We start from the raw sequence: 22,608 nt of genomic DNA, 5'->3' as shown, positions 1-22,608 counted from the left end.
GGAGGACGCGAGCACACGCGAAGGGCGGTCCCGGATCATCCGGGACCGCCCTTCGCGCGTCGAAATACTAAGCGTTGCCGTTGAACAGGCCGGTGACCGAACCGTTCTCGAAGACCTCGCGGATGGTGCGGGCCAGCAGCGGGGCGATGGACAGCACCGTCAGCTGCGGGAACTTCTTGTCCTCGGTGATCGGCACGGTGTTGGTGACCACGACCTCACGGGCGCCGCAGGCGGCGAGACGCTCGGCGGCGGGCGCCGACAGCACCCCGTGGGTGGCGGCGATGACGACGTCACCCGCGCCCGCCTCGCGCAGCACGCGCACGGCCTCGGCGATGGTGCCGCCGGTGTCGATCATGTCGTCGATCAGGATGCAGGTGCGGCCGTCGACGTCACCGACCGGGCGGTGCGACTTCACCTGGTTGGGCACCAGCGGGTCGCGGGTCTTGTGGATGAACGCCACCGGCGCGCCCTCGAGGGCGTTGGCCCACTTCTCGGCGACCTTCACGCGACCGGCGTCGGGGGAGACGACGGTGATGTTCTCCAGGCTGTAGTTCGCCCGCACGTGCTCGGAGAGCTGGAACAGCGCGTGCATGTGGTCGACCGGGCCGTCGAAGAAGCCCTGGATCTGATCGGTGTGCAGGTCGACGGTGATGATGCGGTCCGCGCCCGCGGTCTTGAGCAGGTCGGCGACCAGGCGAGCGGAGATGGGCTCGCGGCCGCGGTGCTTCTTGTCCTGACGGCCGTAGGGGTAGAACGGCAGCACCGCGGTGATCCGCTTGGCCGAACCGCGCTTGAGCGCGTCGATCATGATGAGCTGTTCCATCAGGTGCTGGTTCACCGGCGCGGGGAAGCTCTGCAGCACGAAGGCGTCCGAGCCGCGCACCGACTCCTCGAAGCGCACGAAGGTCTCGCCGTTGGCGAAATCGCGCGCGGTCTGCGGGGTGACCTGGACGTCCAGTTCCTTGGCGACCTGCTCGGCGAGCTCGGGATGAGCGCGTCCGGAAAATAGCATCAGGTTCTTCTGATTATCGATCCATGATGCGGTCACTGCTGTTCGCCATCCTTTTGCTCTGTTGCGTGACTGGACTTCTCATCTGCCGCGAGGGCGCGGGCCGCCGCGATCGCCGCCGCGGTTCCCGGCCGGTTCCGCGGCACCCAGTTCTCGAGGTTCTTCTGCGGCCCGCCGGACACCGCCAGAGCTCCTGGCGGAACGTTCCTGCGCAGTACAGTACCCGCCGCCGTATAGGCGCCGTCACCCACGGTCACCGGCGCGACGAACATGGTGTCGCTGCCGGTACGCACATGGGAACCGACCACGGTGTGGTGTTTGGTCACCCCGTCGTAGTTGACGAACACACTGGACGCGCCGATGTTGCTGTGCTCACCGATGGTCGCGTCGCCGACGTAGGTGAGATGCGGAACCTTGGAGTGCGCACCGATCGAGGCGTTCTTGGTCTCGACGAACGCGCCGAGCTTGCCTGCCTCGCCGACGGTGGTGCCCGGGCGCAGATAGGCGAACGGTCCGATGTTCGCGCCGGGGCCGATGACCGCGCCGGAGCCGTGCGTGCGCACCACCGAGGCGCCCTCGCCGACCGCCACATCGGTCAGCGTGCTGTCCGGGCCGACCTCGGCGTCCTCGCCGACGACGGTGCTGCCGAGCAGTTGCACACCCGGCCGCAGCACGGCGTCGCGGCCGATCCGCACGCCCGCGTCCACCCAGGTGGTGGCCGGATCGATGATCGTCACCCCGGCGCGCATGTGCCGTTCGAGGATGTAGCGGTTCATCCTGCGGGTGGCTTCGGCCAACTGCACCCGGTCGTTGACGCCGGTGACCTTGGCCGCGTCGACCAACCGCGCGCCGTGTGTCGGGTGGCCGGCTTCGTGGGCCAGCTTCAGCACGTCGGTGAGGTAGAGCTCGTGCTGGGCGTTGGCGGTGGACAACCGGCCGATCATGGCGCGCAGCACGGTCACGTCGAAGGCGTAGACGCCGGAGTTGACCTCGCAGATCGCGGCCTGCGCGGGGGTGGCGTCGGCGTGTTCGACGATCGCCACGATCTGGTCGTCGTCGTCGCGCACGATGCGGCCGTAGCCGTTCGGGTCGTCGGGGACGAAGGTCAGCACGGTGACCGCGGAACGTTCCTGGTAGCTGCGGTGCTCGTCGAGCAGCGCGCTCAGGGTGTGGCCGTCGAGCAGCGGCACGTCCGCGGAGGTGACCAGCAGGTCACCGGTGAAGTCCGCGGGCAGCGAACGCAGCGCGCACTGCACGGCGTGGCCGGTGCCGAGCTGCCGCTCCTGCAGCGCGGGGGTGATCTCACGGCCCAGTTCGGCGGCGACGTCGGCGACAGCCGCGCCGACCTGTTCGCGGTCGTGGCCGACGACGGTGATCAGATGGGTCGGGTCGATCTCGTTCGCGGCATGCAACGCGTGGGCGAGCATGCTCCGGCCGGCGAGTGAATGCAGCACCTTGGGGGTCTTCGACCGCATTCGCGTCCCGGCTCCGGCGGCGAGAACGACGACGGCGGTCTGCTGTGGCATGGATCTCCCTCGGGCGCCTGTCCTCGTGCTTGCGTGTGACGTGCGTGGTCGGCGATTGCGGGGCCGACGATAGTCACGGTGCCGGTGTGCTCCGCCGCCAGGACTCGAACCTGAACTATCTGAACCAAAATCAGAGGTGCTGCCATTACACCACGGCGGACCGTCGCACCGGCGGATGCTGGCGAGCCCGCCGCTGTGCCTCGGCACGAGTGAAATACTCGCACGAGACCCCGTCTCGAGTCGAACCGCGGCACGGCGCGATCGCTGTGTCGCGGTGGGGCGGGGCGGCGCGTCGCGTACCGGACGGTAGGGTCGACGCCGAGGCGCCGGGGGCATGTGCCGCATCGTTCCCGGTGCGCGACGAGTGGAATCGCGACCGGTGACCTCGCCGTCCGGTCATGACACGTGAGAGGCGGACCAGTGTCGTCGGGTGAACCGAACCGGGTGCCGCGCCCACGGATGACGGGAACCCAGCGGCGCCAGCAACTGATCGAGATCGGTCGTTCGCTGTTCGCCGAACGCGGGTACGACGCCACCTCGGTGGAGGAGATCGCCCAGCGCGCCCAGGTGTCCAAACCTGTGGTGTACGAACACTTCGGCGGTAAAGAGGGCTTATACGCGGTCGTGGTCGACCGCGAGATGTCGATGCTGCTGGAGATGATCACCTCCTCGCTCACCCGCAACCGCTCGCGGGTGCGTCTGGAACAGGTCGCGCTGGCGCTGCTCACCTATATCGAGGAGCGCACCGACGGCTTCCGCATCCTGGTCCGCGACCAGGCAGGCACCGGCACCGGCGAGGAGAGCCGCTATTCGAGCCTGCTCAACGAAGCGGTCAACGAGGTCGCCCACATCCTGGCCGGTGACTTCGGCCGTCGCGACCTCGATCCCGGCCTCGCCACGCTCTACGCCCAAGCGCTGGTCGGTATGGTCTCCACCGCCGCGACCTGGTGGCTGGACGTGCGTGAACCTTCCAAGGAAGTGGTCGCCGCGCACCTGGTGAATCTGTGCTGGAACGGTCTGAGCGGCCTCGAGTCCGACCCCCAGTTGGATTCGGAATGGCCGACCGGAGCCGCGGCGGACTGAGGTCGTCGGTGGTAACCAGCGGATTGCAGTGCATCTCCGGACGGATGCTCGAATTGGTCGACCGTCGGCCACCTGGTGGTACGGTTCTCCCAACCTCTGGGTGCTGTTCGGGCGGTATGTCGGTCGTAGTTCAGGATGTCGGTCTACTTCAGGATGGCTGGATTCAGTGATGACAGGCGGATCTGATGGCTAGGCAAGCGCGTGCGGAGATCACCCGTGATTCCGTCCTCGCGGGTGCTGCCGATGTCTTCTTACGGTTGGGCTACGCCAACGCGAGCCTCAGCGAGATCATCGCGCAGTCCAATGTGACCAAGGGCGCCTTGTACTTTCACTTCGGCTCGAAGGAAGAACTGGCGCGTGCCGTGGTCGACCAGGGCAACGAGCGACTGATCAGCTCCTGTCAGGGTTTCTTCGACACCAGGGTGCCCGCGCTGGAAGCGTGTATCGGGATCACCTATGTCGTCGCCGATCTGTCGATGAACGACCCGATGGTCGGCGCCATGCTCAAGCTGACCCACCAGATCGGCGATTACAAGGGCGCCCAAGGCGACAACGTCTCCAAGAACTGGGCCGAGACCTATCAGTTGCTCGCCGAGCGCGCCATCGCCCAGGGTGACCTGGAAGCCGATCTCGACCCGGAGACGGTCGGGATGCTGTTGCACGAGATCGCCTCGGGCGTCCACATCGTCGCGGTGGGTACCGAGTCGATCGATCAGATGGCGGCACGGATGGAACGGGCCTGGTACTTCCTGCTGCCCGCCATCGTGCCGCCCGAAAAGCTCTCGTACTTCAGGGAATTCGCGGCCCGTTGACTGCGCCGCTACGTGCCGTAGGTCATCGATCGAACGGCTGAGGAACCAGACACGGACGAGGCCGCCTGGGCGATGGCCTATCCGAAATCCGTCGAGGCGGGGGATCGGCTGGGGAATCGCGTCGACTCCGCCGCGCACCGCAGGGCGTCGAAACTGTCGAGGTCGTGCTCGAACGCGGCGCGGGCCAGCGCCGTGCGATTGGGTGCTTCGATCTTGTTCAACGCCGACTCGATGTGGCTGCGCGTGGTGCGGACCGAAATGCCCAGCGCTTCGGAGATCTGCTCATTCGGCCAGCCCCGGGCGACGAGGCCGACGACATCGAGTTCACGGGCGGTGAGGCCGCCGAAAACGTCGGCTCGGCCGATCCTGACCAGTGCGGCACCCGACCTGGCGACGACGCGCACGCGCCACCACTGCCCATCGGCACCGCGCTGATGGAGGCCGGTCCGAACGGCGCCGTCGGTCACCACGAGGCGAGCCAGTCGACTCAGATCCGTGGTCGACAGCACAGCACCGTCCAGCGTTCCGACCCGAACGTCGACCGAGTCTCCCGTCACCCAGGCGACGAGTTCGGCCGGGGAGTCGTCGGTGTCGGCACCCGGATCGAGCAGTCCGGCAAGCTCGCTCGACAGCACCGTCAGCGCCAATCGAGCGTCATCATCGAGTGGACGGGCGTGCGTCGAGCTCATCGCGACGAACCCGGGGCGCACCGCGCCACCCGCGTCGACGGCCAACGGCAACGTCAAGCCCTCATGGAAACCGTTCGGTTGCAGCGCCTCCCGATAGGTCCGTGTCGACCGAAAGTCGAACGGAAGGTCGATGAACCGCAGGGCAACGGGGTGCTTCAGCGCGTAGCTGTGGCCGGGGCAGCTACGGGCGTAGGTCGTGGTGATGAACTCGACGACATCACGTGGATAGTCGATGTTGACGAGTACCGGCTGGCCGCGATCCGCACCGCCGGTTCCGCGTCCCACGAGCGCGGCGCAGTCGAAGCCCAACCCGTCGCGTGCGGTGCGGATGGGCCGATCGACCGGCAGGTCACCGTGTGCCGCCGCGCGCACCTCGGCCGCGAACCGAGTCCACCACCGCATGCTGTTCGCCACATGACCTCCCGTGCCGGCCGCAGTGTACCCGCGGTATCGGCCGTTCGGCCGATGTGGTCCACGACACAGGCGGGCACTATCGACCGCGAATCATGCCGAGTGGGTGACCGCCCCCCAACATAGAGGAGAATCATCCGTGAACATCGATGAGTACGCAGCCCTTGATGCGACCGGAATGGCTGAGGTGATCGCTGCGGGCGAGGTGACCGCCGGCGAAGTTGCCGCTATCGCCACGAAGGCGCTCACCGCGGTCGACGACAAGCTCAATGCCATAGCGACGGGACCGTTCGAGAAGCCCCTCGACTACGCCGAGGACGGTCGGTTCGCCGGTGTGCCGTTCGTGATCAAGGATCTGGTGTGCCATGCCGAGGGCGTACCGACGCGGATGGGTACCCGCATGCTGGGCGACGGAGTGCGCCCGCCCGCCGACACCCATCTGATGGAACGCTTCCGCGCCGCCGGTCTCGCGACACTCGCAGTCTCCACGACGCCCGAGTTCGGTTTCAATGCCACTACCGAGGCCCTCGCCTATGGCCCGACGCGGAATCCGTGGAATCTCGGCTACAGCGCGGGAGGATCGAGTGGTGGTTCGGCCGCGCTCGTCGCCTCAGGTGCGATCCCGATCGCTCACGCGAATGACGGTGGGGGCTCGATCCGTATTCCGGCCGCCTGCAACGGACTGATCGGCCTCAAGCCAAGCCGTGGTCGAGTGCCGCTCGGCCCCGACCTGGGAGACGCGTTGAGCGGGTTCGCGATGGAATTCGCGGTGACTCGCTCGGTCCGGGACACTGCCGCGCTGCTCGACGAGGTGGCGGTGACCTATCCCGGCGATCGCTTCGTCATCGCTCCCCCCAGCCGTCCGTGGATCGACGAGGTCGGTGCCGATCCGGGCCGGCTGCGGATCGCTGTCCACACCGAGTCGTGGGCGGGCGCCTACGTCGATCCGGAGGTCGCCGCCGCCGTCGACTCGGTGGCAGCCACTCTCGATGCCGCGGGTCACCACGTCGATCGCGCTACACCGATCTTCGATTGGGGGCAGCTGCTCGAGGCTCACGTGGTGATCTGGTCGGCATTCCTGGCCGAATCGGTCGCCGGCGTCGAGGCCATGACAGGCATCCTCGCCGGTCCGGACAATCTCGAGCGGACCACGTGGGAATGCGTCCGATACGGCCGTCGGGTCACCGCGGTGGAACTCGGCATGGCCAACGCGACGATCAACGCGGTATCGCGTGCGGTGGGTCGGTTCTTCACCGAATACGATGTGTTGCTGACTCCGACCACCAACTCCCCGTCGGTCCCGCTGGGTCAGCTGAACGCGAACGCCGATCTGACCGCCGTGGAGTGGACCAAGCAGATCTTCGACACCTGCTCGTTCACCCCGTTGTTCAACGCGACCGGCACCCCCGCGATCAGTCTGCCGCTCGCGCAGTCGGCACAGGGCTTGCCGATCGGTGTCCAGTTGGCCGGACCCATGTGCTCGGAGGCGATGCTGCTGCGCGTATCGGCGGAACTCGAGAACGCCCTGCCGTGGGCCGGTCGACGTCCCGATGTCCATGTGACCACGCTGCTGTGATGCGTGCGGCGCCCTGATAAGCCTGGATGCGGGCCGCGACGTTTCTCGAGCCGCCGTATCGGCCTGCCCGTCAGCGTGTCGGCCGAAGCTCTCCTACTTCCGGGAATCGCCGCACGGCCCCGCCGCTATGTGTGGGATCTCGTGGGCGGCGAGCTCGGCCGGTCGATGTTCGAGCGCTCGACCCGAGGCGGGTCTATCGCTCTCGCCACGGGGTGGTCGAGCCCCGGCTACCAGGCCGAGGCCGCCGCCCTCGGGATCAGCGCCGCCTCATGTCTCGTCGAACCGGATCCGGAAGGCCGGCGCCGCGTCGCCACCGAGTACGGCTGGTCGCAAGTGGGCCCTGCGGGGCGGAAGAATCGCTGAACAACGGTGGTGATTAGACTCGGTGAGCTGTGCTGAGCGCCCGACCCGGATTCAGGAGTCGTTGATGTCCTCTCGTCCACCACTCGCCGGACTGGCCGCGGTGGCCGGTGCCGACGCCGCGTTGCGCACCGTTTCCGAACTGGTCGGAACGTCGTCGGTCGATATGGTGGCGCCCGCGGCGGCCCGGTCGTTCGTCGCGGCGACACTGGCGCGCAAGCGGCCCGTCGTCGTTGTCACCGCCAGCGGGCGCGAGGCCGACGATCTCACCGTGGAGCTGACCGAGATGCTCGGTCACACGGTGGCGCAGTTCCCCTCCTGGGAAACGCTGCCGCACGAGCGGCTCTCGCCCGGCGCGGACACCGTGGGCAGGCGGCTGGAGGTCATGCGCAGACTGGCCCATCCCGAGGACACCGAGTTCCCGCCGCTGCGGGTGGTGGTGACCACGGTCCGCTCGCTCATGCAGCCGATGGCGGCGGGGTTGGGCGACATCGAGCCGATCGTGCTGCGCGAGGGCGCCGAACTGGACTTCGACGACCTGCTGGTGCGGCTGGTCGAGTTCGCCTACACCCGGGTGGACATGGTCGGCAAGCGCGGCGAGTTCGCGGTGCGCGGCGGCATCCTGGACCTGTTCCCGCCGACCGCGGATCACCCTGTGCGCGTGGAGTTCTGGGGCGACGAGGTGACGCAGGTGCGCGCCTTCTCGGTCGCCGACCAGCGGTCGCTGACCGATGTCGAGACCGGTGTGGTGGTCGCCACCCCGTGCCGTGAGCTGCTGCTGACCGAGCAGGTGCGCGCACGCGCCGCCGACGTCGCCGCGGAGAACGCGGCCGACGCGGCCTTGGTGGAGATGCTCGACAAGCTCGCCCAGGGCATCCCGGTGGAGGGCATGGAGGCCCTGCTTCCGGTGCTGCAACCCGGTGAGCTGCGGCTGCTCACCGAACTGCTGCCCGAGGGCACCCACGTGTTGCTGTGTGATCCGGAGAAGATCCGCACCCGCGCGGCCGACCTGGTGCGCACCGGCGCGGAGTTCCTGGAGGCCTCCTGGACGGCGGCCTCCTTCGGTGCGGACGCGCCGCTGGGCGCGGGCGGTCTGGACCTCGCCGCGTCGTCGTATCGCCCGCTGTCGCAGATCGCCGAAGACGCGCACAGACACGAACTGCCCTGGTGGTCGCTGAGCCCGCTGGCTTCCGGCGATCCGGCCGAGGTGGTGCTGCCGGTGCAGCAGGCCCCGACAGCGCGTGGTTCCGAGGAACTGGTCGCCACCATCTTCGCCTCGCTGCGCGCCCACGTGACCACCGGTGGCCGGGCGGTGGTGGTGGTCGCCGGTCACGGCACCGCCCAGCGCGTCTCCGAGCGTCTGGCCGATGCCGAGGTGCCCGCCGCCTCGCTGGCGGCGGGCGCCGAACCCGAGCCAGGTGTGGTCGGTGTGTTGTGCGGGTCACTGCACGACGGCGTGATCTTCGACGACGCGAATCTGGTGGTCGTCGCCGAATCCGATCTGACCGGCAACCGTGTCACCGCGCCCGGCGAGGGCAAGCGCCTGCCCGCCAAGCGCCGCAACCAGGTCGATCCACTCGCTCTCAACGCCGGCGACATGGTGGTCCACGACCAGCACGGCATCGGCAAGTTCGTGGAGATGATCGAGCGCACCGTCGGCGGCGCGCGCCGGGAGTACCTGGTCATCGAGTACGCGCCGAGCAAGCGCGGTCAGCCCGGCGACCGGCTGTTCGTGCCGATGGAATCGCTCGACCAGCTCTCCCGCTACGTCGGCGGTGAGATGCCGAGCCTGTCCAAGCTCGGCGGTTCGGACTGGGCCAACACGAAACGCAAGGCGCGCAAAGCCGTTCGCGAGATCGCGGGCGAACTGGTGCAGCTCTACGCCGCCCGCCAGGCCGCGCCGGGGCACGCCTTCGGCCCGGACACCCCGTGGCAGAAGGAGATGGAGGACGCCTTCGCCTTCACCGAGACCGTCGACCAGATGACCGCCATCGCCGACGTCAAGGCGGACATGGAGAAGCCGGTGCCGATGGACCGCGTGGTCTGCGGCGACGTCGGCTACGGCAAGACCGAGATCGCGGTGCGCGCGGCGTTCAAGGCGGTGCAGGACGGCAAGCAGGTCGTCGTGCTCGTCCCGACCACGCTGCTCGCCCAGCAGCATCTGCAGACCTTCACCGAACGGGTCGCGGGCTTCCCGGTCACCGTGAAGGGGCTGTCGCGCTTCACCGATCCGGCCGAGTCCCGCGAGGTGCTGCGGGGCATGGCCGACGGCGAGGTCGACATCGTGGTCGGCACGCACCGGCTGTTGCAGACCGGGGTGCGCTGGAAGAACCTCGGTCTGGTCGTCGTCGACGAGGAGCAGCGTTTCGGCGTGGAGCACAAGGAGCACATCAAGGCGCTGCGCACCCACGTCGACGTGCTCACCATGTCGGCCACCCCGATCCCGCGCACCCTGGAGATGAGCCTGGCGGGCATCCGCGAGATGTCGACGATTCTCACCCCGCCGGAGGAACGCCACCCGGTGCTCACCTACGTCGGCGCCTACAACGACAAGCAGGTCACCGCCGCCATCCGCCGCGAATTGCTGCGCGACGGCCAGGTGTTCTACGTGCACAACCGGGTGTCCTCGATCGACAAGGCGGCCAAGAAGATTCGTGACATGGTGCCCGAGGCGCGGGTGGTGGTCGCGCACGGCCAGATGAACGAGGACACCCTCGAACGCACCGTGCAGGGGTTCTGGGAGCGCGAGTTCGACGTGCTGGTGTGTACGACGATCATCGAGACCGGCCTGGACATCTCCAATGCCAATACGCTGATCGTGGAGCGCGCCGACAGCCTGGGCCTGTCCCAGCTGCACCAGTTGCGCGGTCGTGTGGGACGCTCGCGCGAACGCGGCTACGCCTACTTCCTCTACCCGCCGGAGAAGCCGCTCACCGAGACCGCCTACGACCGCCTGGCCACCATCGCGCAGAACTCCGACCTCGGCGCGGGCATGGCCGTGGCGATGAAGGACCTCGAGATCCGCGGCGCGGGCAATGTGCTCGGCGCCGAGCAGTCCGGCCACGTCGCGGGCGTCGGCTTCGACCTGTACGTGCGACTGGTCGGCGAGGCCGTGGAAGCCTACCGCGCGGCCGCCGACGGCAAGCCGATCACCACCGAGGAGGTCAAGGAGGTGCGCATCGACCTGCCCGTCGACGCGCACATCCCGCCCGACTACATCGCCAGCGACCGTCTGCGGCTGGAGGCGTACCGCAAACTCGCGGCGGCGCAGGACGATTCGGGACTGGCCGCGGTGGTCGAGGAACTCGTCGACCGCTACGGCCCGCTGCCTGTGGAGGTCGGCCGCCTGGTGTCGGTGGCCAAGCTGCGCCTGCTGGCCAGGGAGTACGGCGTCACCGAGATCGCCGTCACCGGCACAACGGTGAAGATCTCCCCGCTGCTGAACCTGCCCGACTCGAAACAATTGCGGCTCAAGCGGATCTATCCGACGGCCACCTACAAGGCGGCCAGCGGCGTCGTGCAGTTGCCGTTGCCGCGCGTGGAGGACAGCGTCGGCGCCGATCGGGTACGCGACGTGACCCTGCTGCAGTTCGTCGCCGACCTGTTGCTGGCGTTGGACGGAAAGGCCAAGGGCGCGGTCGATATGAGCGTGGCGACCGAGGTCGCGGCCGCCCGATGAGCGCTGCTCAGCCGCACGGTTCCGCCGCAGACCCGGGCACCGCTGCACCCCGGAACTCCACCGAGCCCGACAGCCCCACCGAACCCGACAACGCCGCCGACGTGGACCTGGTATCGGCCGGGCTCACCGGCGCGGTCGAGGTGATGGATCGGCTGTGGCGCTTCGGCGGCTGGGAGATCACCCAGACCCACGACTCGCTGCGTCCCTACCTGCTCGAGGAGACCTACGAACTGCTCGACGCCATCGGGGAGAACGACGCCGAGACCATCAAGGAGGAACTCGGCGACCTGTTGCTCCAGGTGCTCTTCCACTCCCGGATCGCCGAAGCCGCGGGCGAATTCACCGTCCACGATGTCGCCGCCGCCCTGGTCGCGAAACTGGTCAACCGCAGCCCGCATCTGCTCGACTCGGTCATCGACCCGGACGCCTCGATCGAGGAGAAAATCGAAGCCCAGGAACGCGCCTGGCAGGAACGCAAATCCGCGGAGAAGACCCGCCGCTCCTGTCTGGACGGCATCGCCCTCGCCCAGCCCGCCTTGGCGCTGGCCGAGAAGGTGATCTCCCGCAGCCGAACGGCCGGGCTGCCCGCCGACCTGGTCCCCGCCGAGCTGCGCGTGGTCCACCTCGGCGGTCCCGACAGCGCCGAGGAACGCCTCCGCAAAGCCGTCCTCGCCTTCGCCGCGAGCATCCGCGCCGCCGAGGATGCCGCCGAAGCCGAACGCGGCGAACGCGCGCCCCTCACCGGAGACGATTGGCGCCGCTATCTGCGATAGCCCGCGCCCTGCCAACCGGGCGGCGCAAGGTCGGTCCATGCGCGCTCGATCGTTCACGGCTACTACAGAGCTCAGGCGCGGCGGAATGGAGGGACGCGCGAGCTTTCGGCGGGATGGGCGCGGGGCGGGGCCACCGCTGATGCCCGCCGAGTCACCGACCCGTCACCGTGCTGATGGCCCACCCGCGACTCGGCTTCGATATTCTGGCGTCAGATTCCCGAAACCGACGGTGGTGGTTCCACCGGGAGGGGTGCCAGTCCGGTGCCGATCGACAGAGTCGCGGAGTATCCGCGTCCGGACCACGTACTGTTCCATTTCAGTGATACGCATCTGATCGCCGGTGACGGCGACCTGTACGGCGCGGTGGATGCCGACCAGCGGTTGCGCGAGCTGCTCGCGCACGCGCAGGCGAGCCGGATCAGGCCCACCGCGATCGTGTTCACCGGTGATCTGGTCGACCAGGGTGAGCCGGACGCCTACGACAAGCTGCGGGCACTGGTCGAGCCGTTCGCGCGGCGGGTGGGCGCGCCGGTGGTGTGGGTGATGGGCAATCACGACGACCGGCGCACGCTGCGCAGGCGCCTGCTCGACGAACCGCCCACCGGAGCGCCGTTCGACCAGGTGCACATGTTCGACGGGCTGCGGGTCATCGCGCTGGACACCACCGTGCCCGGCCACCACCACGGCGAGATCACCGACGCGCAGTTGGACTGGCTGCGCGAGGTGCTCGCCGAGCCGGCCCCGTTCGGCACCATTCTCGCGATGCACCATCCGCCGGTGCCGTGCCTGCTCGACCTGGCCGTCACCGTGGAGTTGCGCGAACAGCGCAGACTCGCGAAGGCACTACGCGGCACCGATGTGCGCGCCATTCTGGCCGGGCACGTGCACTTCTCGACCTTCGCCACCTTCGCGGGCATCCCGGTCTCGGTGGCTTCGGCCAGCTGCTACACCCAGGACCTGTCGGTCGCCGAGGGCGGCCTCCGCGGTCGCGACGGCGCCCAGGCGTTCAACTTCGTGCACGTCTACCCGGACACGGTCATGCATTCGGTGGTGTCGATCGAGGCGGGCGCGACCGTCGGCGAGCCCGCCACGCCGGAGCAGGCGGCGGCGCGGCTGGCCGCCGAGGGCATCGTGATCGCCCCGGCGGCCCGCATCCCGCAGGTTATGCGGCGCCGGCAGTCGGCTCCACACGCTGGTGACGAGCCGGTTCGCTGACGCGCTCCCACGGCGCCGGATCCGGGAAGTAGTCCGCGAGGAACCGCGAGACCTCGCGCACCCGTTCCGATTCCGGGATCTCCGGGAAACTGCTGTCGTTGAGGCAGAAGAAGTCCAGATCGCGGCGTTCGGCGAGATCGTCGAGCAGGGCCAGGCCGCGGCGCAGGGTGGTGTCGACATAGCGGAAGCGCACGGTCTCCTGCGGCACCGCGCGGCCGGTGAACAGCGCATAGTAGTGGTAGAGCGAGTTGGTCACCGAGATGTCGGTGGCGGAGCGGAATCGGCTGTGGCTGGTGCGGGCGAAATCCTCGGGGAAGCGCGCTTCCATCTCACGCAGCACACTGCGCCGCAACGGGACCGGCGTGTGCTCGAGATGGCGGGTGATCAGGTGGCCGAACCGCTCCGCCAGCAGCGCCCGGTTCACTCTGGCCGCGTTCTCGTAGCCGCTGCGCCGCTCGTTGCTCACCCCCGGCCCGATGCGCAGATCGGCCTCCACGAAACGACTGATGCCGCCGGGAGTGAAGAACATCGACGGCCGCACCGGGCGGGCGATGAACATGTCGTCGTTGGAGTAGAGGAAATACTCGCTGAGCCCGTCGATGTGCTGTAGCTGGCTCTCGACGGCATGGGAATTGAAGGTGGGCAGGCCGGAGACGTCGGCGAAGTGGTCGACCGCGCGCACGATCGTCACCTTCGGGTGCTCGGCCAGCCAGGCGGGCGGGCGGGAATCGGTGGCGATGAAGATGCGCCGGATCCACGGCGCGTTCTTGTGCACGGAGCGCAGTGCGAAACGGAGTTCGTCGATCTGGCGGATCCTGGCATCGGCGTCGTCGCCCTCGCCGACGACCACCTGCGCCATCATTCCGGCCCGGCGGGCGCGCAATTCCGGATCGGAGCCGTCCACCCAGGAGAACACGATGTCGATGTCGAAATCGACGTCGCCGGCGTGCGGTGCGAACATGCCCGCCAGCGTGGGCCACTGGTGATCGAACAGGGAGATGTCGGCGAACTCCACATCGGCCAGGTCGAATACGGTGCGGGTCAGGGCGTTCGGGCGCGGGCAGGACACGGTGTCGCCGTGGTACTCCCACAGTTCCAGCTCGATGTGGTGGGCCGGGTCGAGATCGCGGCCGAGGCGCAGTACCCCGCAGGACACGGTGTCGCAGAGGAAGCCGGCGGCCTGCGCGGCCGCGGTCAGCCGGTCGGTGATCTCCCGGTGAGATGCGTCGGCGGCCAGGATCAGCCGGTGGTCCCGGTCGCGTATCAGCAGGAACGGCACGCCCGCGGCGTCGAACTGCTCGCGCAGCCAGATCAGATCCGCCACCACCGCTTGCGAATACACGAGATTGCCCGCTACGGGGCCGGTCGGACCCTGTGCTCCCGACGGTCGGTACACCATGTCGTTCTCACCTCACTCACGGTTGGACGCGCGTCGCACGGACACAGCGTCGTCGACGGGGGAGTGCGGTCTTTCCGGCCGGCGCGGAACGAGGGTGGGCGGCTCGAGCGCGGCAGGGAAAACAGCACGCAAAAAGCCGGACAGCCATCGGCCAGCATTCGAACGAACGCCCGGTGAACAGGGCGTCGACTACGAATGATGCACCGGTGAGCAGAGTCCGTCAATCGCGACGGTTCGCCGTCGGATCACCCTGTGGTGTGGTAGTGCCGATCGCTCGGGAGCGGCGTACGAGTTCCGATGCGCCAGCACGCGCGTAGCCATCGACCTAGACTGGCACTGTCGGCACAGCCCGCCGCGCACGACGATCCCACGAGGTGACGCAGTTGATATCGGATCATCCCGAATTGGATGTGCTCCCGGAGTGGCCGCAGGAGACCATCGCCGTGCTCGTCACGACCGATCCTGCGCCGCACGCGATCCCGGTGTCCTGGCCGGTACGCGCGGGTGAGCGTCGCATCCTGATCTCGCTGAAGTCCGATCGGGGTTCGCTGGCGCGGTTGCGGGAACGGCCGGAGGTCGCTCTGCTGATCCTCGGGGGCGGGGATGTGGCGTTGTGCGCGCGGGGCGAGGCGAAGGTGATCGCCGAGGAGATGCCCGCTGCGCAAGATTACGTCGCTGTTCAGTTGGATGTGGCCGTGATCGACGATCATCGGCAGTCGGCGTTCTCGGTGGCACAGGGTATCCAGCGCACCGTGCTCGACGAGTCCGAGCTGAACGCGCTGAAGGGCCGGGTCGCGACGCTTCGTGACTGGGCCGCGAACCCGGACTGATTCGGCGAGCCCGGATCGACATCTGTCACATCGAAAAACTCCGTGCGAGGATGCGCGGACGGAAAGGGGATCATGAGCGTCACACTGGCCAAGGGCGGCAACGTCTCGCTGTCGAAGCAGGCCCCGAATCTGACGAAGGTCGCGGTCGGCCTGGGTTGGGATGTGCGCACCACGACCGGTGCGGACTACGATCTCGACGCCAGCGCCCTGGCATGCGGACCCAACCTGAAGGTGCTCTCGGATCTGCACTTCGTCTTCTACAACAATCTGCGGTCCCCGGAGGGCACCATCGAGCACACCGGTGACAACCTCACCGGTGAGGGTGACGGCGACGACGAGGTGATCAATATCGATCTGGCGGCCACCCCGCCGTCGATCACCAACATCTTCTTCGCCGTCTCCATCCACGACGCCGACGCGCGGGGCCAGTCCTTCGGGCAGATCCGCAACGCCTCCATCCGCGTCGTCGATCTCAACAGCAATGCCGAACTGGCCCGCTACGACCTGTCCGAGGACGCCTCCACCGAGACCGCGATGATCTTCGGCGAGCTCTACCGGCACAACGGCGAGTGGAAGTTCCGCGCCATCGGCCAGGGCTACGCCTCCGGTCTCGCCGGCATCGCCCGCGACTACGGCGTGAACGTCTGATTCCACGCGCTTTCCGGCGGTACTACCCGGTCATGGTCTGCGGCACCCGCCGCAGCCGTGGCCGGGCCAGGTCGTCGAGCAGGGCGAAGTAGCGTCGCAGCATGAGCACGGCGGTCGCCGCGAGACCTGCCGTCAGACCCCACCAGACACCCGCCGCGCCCAGACCCAGCGGCAGCGCGAGCAGCAGCGCGCTCGGCAGGCCGACGCCCCAGTAACCGATCACCGAGAGCCGGAAACCCGCGCCGGTCTCCTGCAATCCGCGCAGCAGGCCGGTGCCGATGTTCTGGGCGGCGTCGAAGAACTGCAGCACGATCCCGATGAGCAGCAGGGTGCGCGCGACCTCCAGCCCGGCGATGTCGTCGTCGGCCAGGAACGGCCGCAGTACCAGTTGTGGCGCGAGCATGTACGCCGCGCCGGTCACCACGGCGACCACGCCCGCGTAACGCAGCGCCAGCCAGGCCAATCCCCTAGCCAGTCGGTGCTCGTCGCGTGCCACGGCCCGGCTGACCAGGATGGAGGCGCCGTGCGAGATACCGATGGCGACCTGGAACACGATGTAGATGATCTGGTAGACGACATTGTGGGCGGCCAGCGCGGCCGGGCCGAGGGTGCCCATGACCAGCGCCAGCACCGAGAACATGCCCGCCTCGGACCCGTAGGTCAGCGCGATCGGTGTGCCGAGCCGCAGCTCCGATGCGACGGTGGCGCGCCGGACCGGCCACGGCCGCAGCGACAGCATCGGCGCCAGATCGTCGTCGCGCCGCACCATCGCCCAGAAGACGCCGAAAGTGATCAGGAAGACCAGCGACGTCGCGACGCCGATGCCGGTCAGGCCCAGCGCGGGCAGGCCCGCCCAGCCGTGCATGAAGGTCAGCGCGAGCACCAGATTCAGCACGATCGAGCCGAGTGTCACCGTCAGCAGGGCCTGCGGCCGCTGCATCCCGACGGTGTACTGGCGCAGCACCTGGAACCACAGGCACGGCAGCAGGCCGGGCGCGAGCGCGACCATGAGCGGGCGCGCGTCGGCGAGCACGCCCGCGTCCTGGCCGAGCCACGGCAACGACCAGCCGAGTCCGATCAGCAGCGCGCCGCCGAGCAGACCGGCCACGGTGGCGACGAGGATGCCGGCGCGCACGATCTCGCGCACCTCCCGCTCCGCCGATTCCCCCCGCTTGCTCGCGCCGCCGACCGCCGCGGCGACACGATTGCCGGTGCCGGTGATCAGGCCGACGCCCATGGTGCGGATCTGGTTGAACAGCACCAGCGCCAGACCGCCCGCCGCGACTTCGCGGACGCCGAGCGTTCCCATGAGCGCGATATTGGTGGTGGAGACGGCGACCTGCGCCAGCTGGGTGAGCGCGATCGGCGTGGCCAACGCGGCCAACCGGCGCCCCTCCGGGGTGAACGCTGCGAGAGTCATGTGCCCACCTCGTCGGGAACGGCCGGATCCGATGCGGAATCGAAGTTCAGGTAAACCAACCCTAAGTTATCGCCACCGCTGCGAGAACGTGATTCTTCGCACTTGCTCATCGGGCGTCCGCCATGTCGGTTCGCCGGGCGGCGGGCGCGTACCGGCGCACCATGGCGCGCACCCGTTCCTCGGCGGCCGGATCGAGCAACCCGCGCTCGCCCATCCAGCGGTCGTCGAAGACGGTGTCGAGGTACTTCTCGCCGCCGTCGCAGACGATGGTGACCACCGTCGAACCCGGCGGGAACTGCTCGAGCCGTTCCAGGCCGACGAAGACCGAGCCGCCCGCCGAGCCGCCGATCATCAGGCCCAGTTCCGCGGCGACCGCGCGGGCGGTGGCGAAGGCGTCGACATCGGAGACCTTCACGCCCTCGTCGAGCAGCGAATAGTCCACGGCGGTACCGATGGTCGCGCCCGGCGGCGTGCCGGTGCCGGACTGCCAGTACGGACCGCCCGGCCCGCCGAAGGCGATCGAGCCCACCGGCTCCACGCCGATCACCCGCGGGGGGCAACCCAGTTCGCGCAGCCGGGTCGCGGTGCCGAACAGCGACCCTCCGGTGCCGACTGCCGAAAGCAGGATATCGACCCGCTCGACATCCTCCAGCAATTCCTCGGCGACCGGGTAGTAGCCGATCGCGTTGGCGTCGTTGTTGTGCTGCTCGGTGAAGTAGGCGCCCACCTGCGCGGCCGCCATCGCCTCGGCCAGGTCCTCCCTGGCCGAGGTCGCCAGGTTGTCGTCGCCGTCGTCGGCGACGTACACCAGCTCCGCACCCATCGCTCGCATCGCGCGCAGTTTGTCCTTACAGGCGTGGTGGTCGACTATCGCGGTGAAGCGGTACCCACGTTCGGCGGCTACCACCGCCAGGCCGAGCCCGGTGTTGCCGGACGTGGACTCGATGATATGTCCGCCATCTTCCAGCAATCCGCGACGCTCCGCATCGAGCACCATCTCGCGCGCCATCCGGATCTTGGCCGCGCCGGTCGGGTTGAACTGCTCGAGTTTGAGCAGCAACCGGGTGCCGGAGCCGGTGGCGGCGAGTTCGAACAAGGGGGTGCGGCCGATCAGGTCGGTCACACGCGTGACGAGCGGCATGGCTGTCTCCTCGGGACAGGGGGCGGTCACGGCGCGGCTGATCGGCGCGCGAGGGTGACCGACAGGTCGTGGGGCAGTGGGGCGCTCAGCGGGCGTCGAGAGCCCAGCGCAACGTGTCGCCGTCGGTCTCGTGCAGCACGACCTTCGGCGGGAGGGGTAGATCGTGGAAAGCGGACTCGTTGGAGTCCATCTGGTAGCCGGCGGTATTCGGGTAGACCAGCAGGTCGCCTGGTTCGGCGGGGCGCGGCAGCGGGATGCGTCGCCGGCTCACCATGTCCGATTCCAGGCAAGTCGCGGCCCCGACGCTGGTCGGCGTCTCGCGGGTGTCCCGGCGGGGCGGCCACAGCAGCGGGTCGGGCAGGTATTCGCTGTCGAACCACTGTTCGGACAGGCTCAGGCTGGTGCCGTCCACGGTCAGCAGCCGGTAGGGACTGCCGTGCGCGTGGCGGGTCTTGGCGCCGCGCACTCCGAAGACCGTGCTGCCCGCGTGCGCGAGCAGTGCCCGGCCCGGCTCGACGGCCATACGGATGCCGTTGTCGCGCAGTGTCTTCGCCAGATCGTCGCCGCCCGGACCGCGGTGGGCCAGGATCGCCGTGAGCATGGCCGCGCCGGGGACCGGGAAGTGATACGGGTAGTACGAGCCGAAGGACGTGCCCGCGTGGAACCAGCTCGCCCGGGCCTGTGCGGTGAACCGGGCCCAGGCGTCGGCGGAGAGATAGTCCACGCCGAATCCGCCGCCGATGGACAGCGTGGTGATCGCGTGGCCGAGTTCGCGCGCCCGGACACACCGTCCGATCAGCTCGGCGGCCAGCACCGCACGAGCGGCCGCGTCGTAGCCGGACAGGTGGAAACTGAACCCTTCCAGGCGGACCGCGGTATCACCGGCGAGCAGCTCGACCGCCCGATCGAGTTCCGCGCCGGTCATGCCGAATCGACTGCTCGACCCCTCCGGCAGCGCGCGCAGGAGTACCCGTGCCGTGATCCCGGAGTCCAGCAGTCGATCCAGTTCGTCGAGCGCGTCGATCGCGATCGACGCGCCGTGCCGCGCCGCCAGCCACAGCAGCTCCGCGGACTTGGCGGGGCCGGTGACCATCAGCTCGTCACCGCGCACCCCGTGCGCCAGTGCCGCCGTCAGCTCGCCGACGCTGGAGACATCGATGCCCGCGCCCTGCTCCGCGCACGCCCGTGCCACACACGCCGCCTTGTTGGCCTTCTTGCCGTAGTAGACGACGCCGTCCACGCCCGCCCGGTCGAAGGCCTGCTGGAACTCGGCGATATTGCCTCGCACCCGTGCCGGATACATCAGGTGGAACGGAGTACCGACCGCGAAAGCGATGTCGCCCAACAGATCCGGGTCGGTGAGCACCCGCTGCTCCCACGGGTCCAGATGCGCGGGCATGGGAGCTGCCGTGATCGCCGTCTCGCCCGGCGCAGCCACACTCTCGGCGGGAGTGGGCGGCGGGCCGGTCTCGCCGACCGATGCGTCGGTCGTCTCGGGAGCGGCGGCGGGCACCGTCCACCCCGGGATCGGCAGCGGTTCGGTCATATCGGGCAACGGCTCCGGCTCCGGAGTTGGCGGCTCGTCGTGGGCGGCCTGCGGCGCGGCCACCCGATCGGCCGGATCGACGTCGAAGAGGACCATCTCCTCGGTGACCTCGAAGAGGACCATGTCCTCGGCGGTGGCGAGATCGACGGCGGTCTCTAGTCCCACAGCGCGACCTCCGTGCCGCGCCCCTGCGAGATGGCGAGTTCGGCGAGGGCGTGCGCGACGGCGATATCGGTGAGCACCAGGCCGCTGTTGTAGACGAAGATCTTCTCCTCGTCGCCGCGCCGGCCGACCGCGCGCCGGTCGAGGATGCGTGCCAGTTCGGCGTCGGCGTCGCGCAGCCTGCCGTCCGGCCCGGCCATGTCGGTGCCGGTCAGGCGCATCTGCTCGGCGCTGGTGGCGATCACCCGGTCGGCCTCCACCAGCGCGGAGGGCGCGAGTCCGTAACCGACCAGCACGGCGGTCGACCCGGGCGCGAGATCATCGGCCTCGATCGCGACCTCGGTACCCGGCCCGGCCGTGGCCAGCACCACGTCCGCGACCGCGGCCGCCGCCCGCGGATCGTCGACGGTCTCGAGCACCGCCTGCCGGTCGTATTCGGCCAGGTGACGATGCACCGCCGCGAGTCCTTCGGGGTGGGTGCCGTACACCATCAGCTTGCGCAGGTGCGGATTCGCCGCCAGCAGGTGCGGCAGCGCGTTGCGGCCCTGTGTTCCGGTGCCGATCAGCAGCACGCTCTCGGCGCCGCGCCGGACGGTCTCGCGCACCAGCAGCGCCGACACCGCGGGCGTGCGCAAGGCGCCGACGCGCGCGCAGTCCATCATGGCGATGGGCGCGCCGGTGGTGTCGTCGTAGAGCGTGATGGTCGTGTAGTAACGCTTGGTGCTGCGGTCATGCCCCGGATCGAACTTGTAGCTGGTCTTCATGGCGACCACCCGCCGCCTGCCGTCGCGGCCGAGCATGGCGTAGGCGACCGACCAGCCGTCCGGATTCGCCACGCTCAGCTTGCGTGGGTTGTCCGAATCTCCGGCCGCGAAGGCCAGATACGCGTCCTCGACGGCGCGGACCACCTCGCCCGGAGTGATCGGCACATCGGCCAGATCGCTGCGGCTGAGCACGCGCAGCGGCGTGCTTCGGTCACGAGTGTTCACGGCGTCCTCGTCCATCAGGTGTCGTTTCCCGCTCTGCTTCCGCCCGGCCCGTCCGCGCCCCGAACGGGGCTCCTCCGAACGAGGTTCGTCCGAAGGAAGCTCGTCCGGAGGGGGCTCGTCCGAAGGGGGCAACGGTGTGCTGCCCGTAGCCATTCTCGTCGGCTTCGGCCCTGCGGCGCTTGCGATCCGGCACACGGATGTTGACCCGCTTGAGCCACCGGTCGGTGCCGTCGTATCGCGCGGTGAACGGTACCCGGCCGTGCACGGCGACATCGTTGTCCACCAGCAGCAGTTCGCCCGGCGCCAGCGCGACGGTGACGCAGACCCGTTCCAGCTCCGCGCCCAAGCGGGCGTAGGCGGCGCGGAAGGCCGGGTCCGCGTCGTCGAGCGGCGTGTAGGCGGGATCGTAGCGCAGAGTGGGATGCGTTGTGTCCGTGCCGTTCCCGCCCTCGTGCCACAGCGTCGGCAGAGGCGGGGCCGGGTGGCCGAGGTGGGCGTCGCCGTAGGAGACATCCGGCAGGATCGGCACCGTCGGGGCGGCCAGCAGCGCCCGGTCCCTCTCCGCGAGTTCGGTCAGCAGAACCGAGGACACCGTGGTGCCGACCGCATCGGGATTGCGCAGGCATGCCAGGAGCAGCAGATTCGCCCGATCCGGGTGGAAGGCGTCCTCGGTGTGCGGGCTGAGCAGCGTCTTGCTGCTCGCCCCCGACTGCTCGAGCTCGTGGCCGGGGGTGGGCAGGATGTTGTTGATCAACCGGCCCGCCTGCTGCCCCGCCCAGCCGAACGGCTCGCCCGCGCACCGGGCCAGCAGCAGCACCGCGATGTCCAGGCTCAGCGATTCCCGATGCCCCGGCTTGCCCGCCTGCCGGGCGGCATCGCGCCAATCATGCGGTGTGGCACCCAATTTCGCTTCGGATACCGGTAGTGTGCCGAGGATCGCCGCTCCGGCCGTGCCCTCGGGGGGACCGACGGCGGCACGCACTTCCCCCGGCAGTTCGCCGAGGTGTTCGTCCACCAGGTCGATCAGCGCCGGATCGGTGAGTGTCCGGCTGCGCTCGGGAAGCTCGGGTAATCGGGTCAGTGTGTCGGAAATCTCGTCGGCCAGCGCGCGCACGGCGTGCGCGGCGGCCGGGGAGAGCTCGCGGCGTTCCAAGTTCGAGGGGTGAAGCGTCTTACGTTCGGGGAGAACGCTTTTCACCTGGCGGATCCCTTCGTCGCATCGGGCCGAAAAGCGGTGGTGGCGAATGGAATGCGAAGGTATCCGGTAACCGCTGCTTAAGCAAGCCTTACCTAATAATGTCGCCGAAAAAGAGCGAAATCGCATGAAAGCCTACGGTCTT

17 protein-coding genes and 1 tRNA gene are annotated in these 22,608 nt (G+C 68.9%); 8 read left to right on the top strand and 10 right to left on the bottom strand.

Features of this window, described 5'->3' with window-relative positions:
* Nucleotides 1-67 precede the first annotated feature (67 nt).
* From IU449_RS12925 to IU449_RS12915, 3 genes are all read right to left on the bottom strand, one after another.
* Nucleotides 68-1,048 carry a ribose-phosphate diphosphokinase gene (locus IU449_RS12925; RefSeq protein WP_067852922.1) on the bottom strand — a complete coding sequence of 327 codons (981 nt, stop codon included), beginning with the start codon at nt 1,046-1,048 and terminating at the stop codon, nt 68-70.
* Nucleotides 1,045-2,535: a bifunctional UDP-N-acetylglucosamine diphosphorylase/glucosamine-1-phosphate N-acetyltransferase GlmU gene (glmU, locus tag IU449_RS12920; protein ID WP_195002024.1), complete on the bottom strand. Its 1,491-nt coding sequence runs from the start codon at nt 2,533-2,535 to the stop codon at nt 1,045-1,047. Before glmU ends, IU449_RS12925 begins: the two co-directional genes overlap by 4 nt.
* Nucleotides 2,536-2,624: 89 nt before the next feature.
* Nucleotides 2,625-2,695, bottom strand: a tRNA-Gln gene (locus tag IU449_RS12915).
* A 299-nt stretch (nt 2,696-2,994) separates the two neighbouring features.
* On the opposite strand from IU449_RS12915, the gene IU449_RS12910 reads away from it, so the two are divergent.
* Nucleotides 2,995-3,618, top strand: coding sequence for a TetR/AcrR family transcriptional regulator (locus tag IU449_RS12910; RefSeq protein ID WP_195002023.1), 624 nt, complete (start codon nt 2,995-2,997; stop codon nt 3,616-3,618).
* A gap of 185 nt (nt 3,619-3,803) precedes the next feature.
* Nucleotides 3,804-4,430, top strand: coding sequence for a TetR/AcrR family transcriptional regulator (locus IU449_RS12905; RefSeq protein WP_195002022.1), 627 nt, complete (start codon nt 3,804-3,806; stop codon nt 4,428-4,430).
* A gap of 77 nt (nt 4,431-4,507) precedes the next feature.
* Here IU449_RS12905 and IU449_RS12900 read toward each other — a convergent pair whose 3' ends face one another.
* Nucleotides 4,508-5,533 carry a helix-turn-helix transcriptional regulator gene (locus IU449_RS12900; protein ID WP_195002021.1) on the bottom strand — a complete coding sequence of 342 codons (1,026 nt, stop codon included), beginning with the start codon at nt 5,531-5,533 and terminating at the stop codon, nt 4,508-4,510.
* Nucleotides 5,534-5,669: 136 nt separating this feature from the next.
* Here IU449_RS12900 and IU449_RS12895 point away from each other — a divergent pair, with 136 nt between their 5' ends.
* From IU449_RS12895 to IU449_RS12880, 4 genes are all read left to right on the top strand, one after another.
* The gene (locus IU449_RS12895; RefSeq protein ID WP_195002020.1) at nt 5,670-7,106 is read left to right on the top strand and encodes an amidase; all 1,437 of its coding nucleotides are present in this window, start codon (nt 5,670-5,672) and stop codon (nt 7,104-7,106) included.
* Between the two features lie 427 nt (nt 7,107-7,533).
* Nucleotides 7,534-11,145: a transcription-repair coupling factor gene (gene mfd / locus IU449_RS12890; RefSeq protein ID WP_195002019.1), complete on the top strand. Its 3,612-nt coding sequence runs from the start codon at nt 7,534-7,536 to the stop codon at nt 11,143-11,145.
* Nucleotides 11,146-11,288: 143 nt separating this feature from the next.
* Nucleotides 11,289-11,918: a MazG family protein gene (locus tag IU449_RS12885; RefSeq protein ID WP_228804601.1), complete on the top strand. Its 630-nt coding sequence runs from the start codon at nt 11,289-11,291 to the stop codon at nt 11,916-11,918.
* 261 nt (nt 11,919-12,179) lie between these two features.
* Nucleotides 12,180-13,133, top strand: a complete 954-nt coding sequence (locus IU449_RS12880; RefSeq protein ID WP_195002017.1) for a phosphodiesterase — start codon at nt 12,180-12,182, stop codon at nt 13,131-13,133.
* Here IU449_RS12880 and IU449_RS12875 read toward each other — a convergent pair.
* Nucleotides 13,081-14,532 (bottom strand): stealth family protein, encoded by a 1,452-nt coding sequence (locus IU449_RS12875; RefSeq protein ID WP_195002016.1) that lies wholly within the window; start codon nt 14,530-14,532, stop codon nt 13,081-13,083. The two genes, IU449_RS12880 and IU449_RS12875, sit on opposite strands and share 53 nt — an antisense overlap.
* A gap of 374 nt (nt 14,533-14,906) precedes the next feature.
* Here IU449_RS12875 and IU449_RS12870 point away from each other — a divergent pair, with 374 nt between their 5' ends.
* On the top strand, nt 14,907-15,362 hold the full coding sequence (locus IU449_RS12870) for a hypothetical protein (protein WP_324188209.1): 456 nt from the start codon (nt 14,907-14,909) through the stop codon (nt 15,360-15,362).
* Between the two features lie 72 nt (nt 15,363-15,434).
* Complete coding sequence (locus tag IU449_RS12865; protein ID WP_195002015.1) at nt 15,435-16,010, top strand: TerD family protein; 576 nt, start codon at nt 15,435-15,437, stop codon at nt 16,008-16,010.
* Nucleotides 16,011-16,032: 22 nt separating this feature from the next.
* On the opposite strand, the gene IU449_RS12860 is transcribed toward IU449_RS12865, so the two are convergent.
* The 5 genes from IU449_RS12860 to IU449_RS12840 all read right to left on the bottom strand — a co-directional run bounded on the left by IU449_RS12860 (nt 16,033) and on the right by IU449_RS12840 (nt 22,466).
* The gene (locus IU449_RS12860) at nt 16,033-17,430 is read right to left on the bottom strand and encodes an MATE family efflux transporter (RefSeq protein ID WP_195002014.1); all 1,398 of its coding nucleotides are present in this window, start codon (nt 17,428-17,430) and stop codon (nt 16,033-16,035) included.
* 106 nt (nt 17,431-17,536) lie between these two features.
* Complete coding sequence (locus IU449_RS12855; RefSeq protein WP_195002013.1) at nt 17,537-18,571, bottom strand: PLP-dependent cysteine synthase family protein; 1,035 nt, start codon at nt 18,569-18,571, stop codon at nt 17,537-17,539.
* An 85-nt stretch (nt 18,572-18,656) separates the two neighbouring features.
* Nucleotides 18,657-19,970: an alanine racemase gene (locus IU449_RS12850; protein WP_228804596.1), complete on the bottom strand. Its 1,314-nt coding sequence runs from the start codon at nt 19,968-19,970 to the stop codon at nt 18,657-18,659.
* A 302-nt stretch (nt 19,971-20,272) separates the two neighbouring features.
* Nucleotides 20,273-21,283: an ornithine cyclodeaminase family protein gene (locus IU449_RS12845; RefSeq protein WP_195002012.1), complete on the bottom strand. Its 1,011-nt coding sequence runs from the start codon at nt 21,281-21,283 to the stop codon at nt 20,273-20,275.
* Complete coding sequence (locus IU449_RS12840; RefSeq protein ID WP_324188207.1) at nt 21,255-22,466, bottom strand: TauD/TfdA family dioxygenase; 1,212 nt, start codon at nt 22,464-22,466, stop codon at nt 21,255-21,257. Before IU449_RS12840 ends, IU449_RS12845 begins: the two co-directional genes overlap by 29 nt.
* Between the last annotated feature and the right edge of the window lie 142 nt (nt 22,467-22,608).

Source organism: Nocardia higoensis, assembly GCF_015477835.1.
Classification (GTDB): Bacteria; Actinomycetota; Actinomycetes; order Mycobacteriales; family Mycobacteriaceae; genus Nocardia; species Nocardia higoensis_A.
This window is presented reverse-complemented; position numbering and strand designations above follow the sequence as displayed.

Coding starts and splice junctions, on each gene's coding strand:
- mfd (WP_195002019.1), top strand. CDS start 7,534: ATGTCCTCTCGTCCACCACTCGCCGGACTGGCCGCGGTGGCCGGTGCC.
- IU449_RS12860 (WP_195002014.1), bottom strand. CDS start 17,430: ATGACTCTCGCAGCGTTCACCCCGGAGGGGCGCCGGTTGGCCGCGTTG.
- IU449_RS12850 (WP_228804596.1), bottom strand. CDS start 19,970: ATGCCCGCGCATCTGGACCCGTGGGAGCAGCGGGTGCTCACCGACCCG.
- IU449_RS12885 (WP_228804601.1), top strand. CDS start 11,289: ATGGATCGGCTGTGGCGCTTCGGCGGCTGGGAGATCACCCAGACCCAC.
- IU449_RS12910 (WP_195002023.1), top strand. CDS start 2,995: ATGACGGGAACCCAGCGGCGCCAGCAACTGATCGAGATCGGTCGTTCG.
- IU449_RS12905 (WP_195002022.1), top strand. CDS start 3,804: ATGGCTAGGCAAGCGCGTGCGGAGATCACCCGTGATTCCGTCCTCGCG.
- IU449_RS12855 (WP_195002013.1), bottom strand. CDS start 18,571: ATGCCGCTCGTCACGCGTGTGACCGACCTGATCGGCCGCACCCCCTTG.
- IU449_RS12875 (WP_195002016.1), bottom strand. CDS start 14,532: ATGGTGTACCGACCGTCGGGAGCACAGGGTCCGACCGGCCCCGTAGCG.
- glmU (WP_195002024.1), bottom strand. CDS start 2,535: ATGCCACAGCAGACCGCCGTCGTCGTTCTCGCCGCCGGAGCCGGGACG.
- IU449_RS12865 (WP_195002015.1), top strand. CDS start 15,435: ATGAGCGTCACACTGGCCAAGGGCGGCAACGTCTCGCTGTCGAAGCAG.
- IU449_RS12845 (WP_195002012.1), bottom strand. CDS start 21,283: ATGGACGAGGACGCCGTGAACACTCGTGACCGAAGCACGCCGCTGCGC.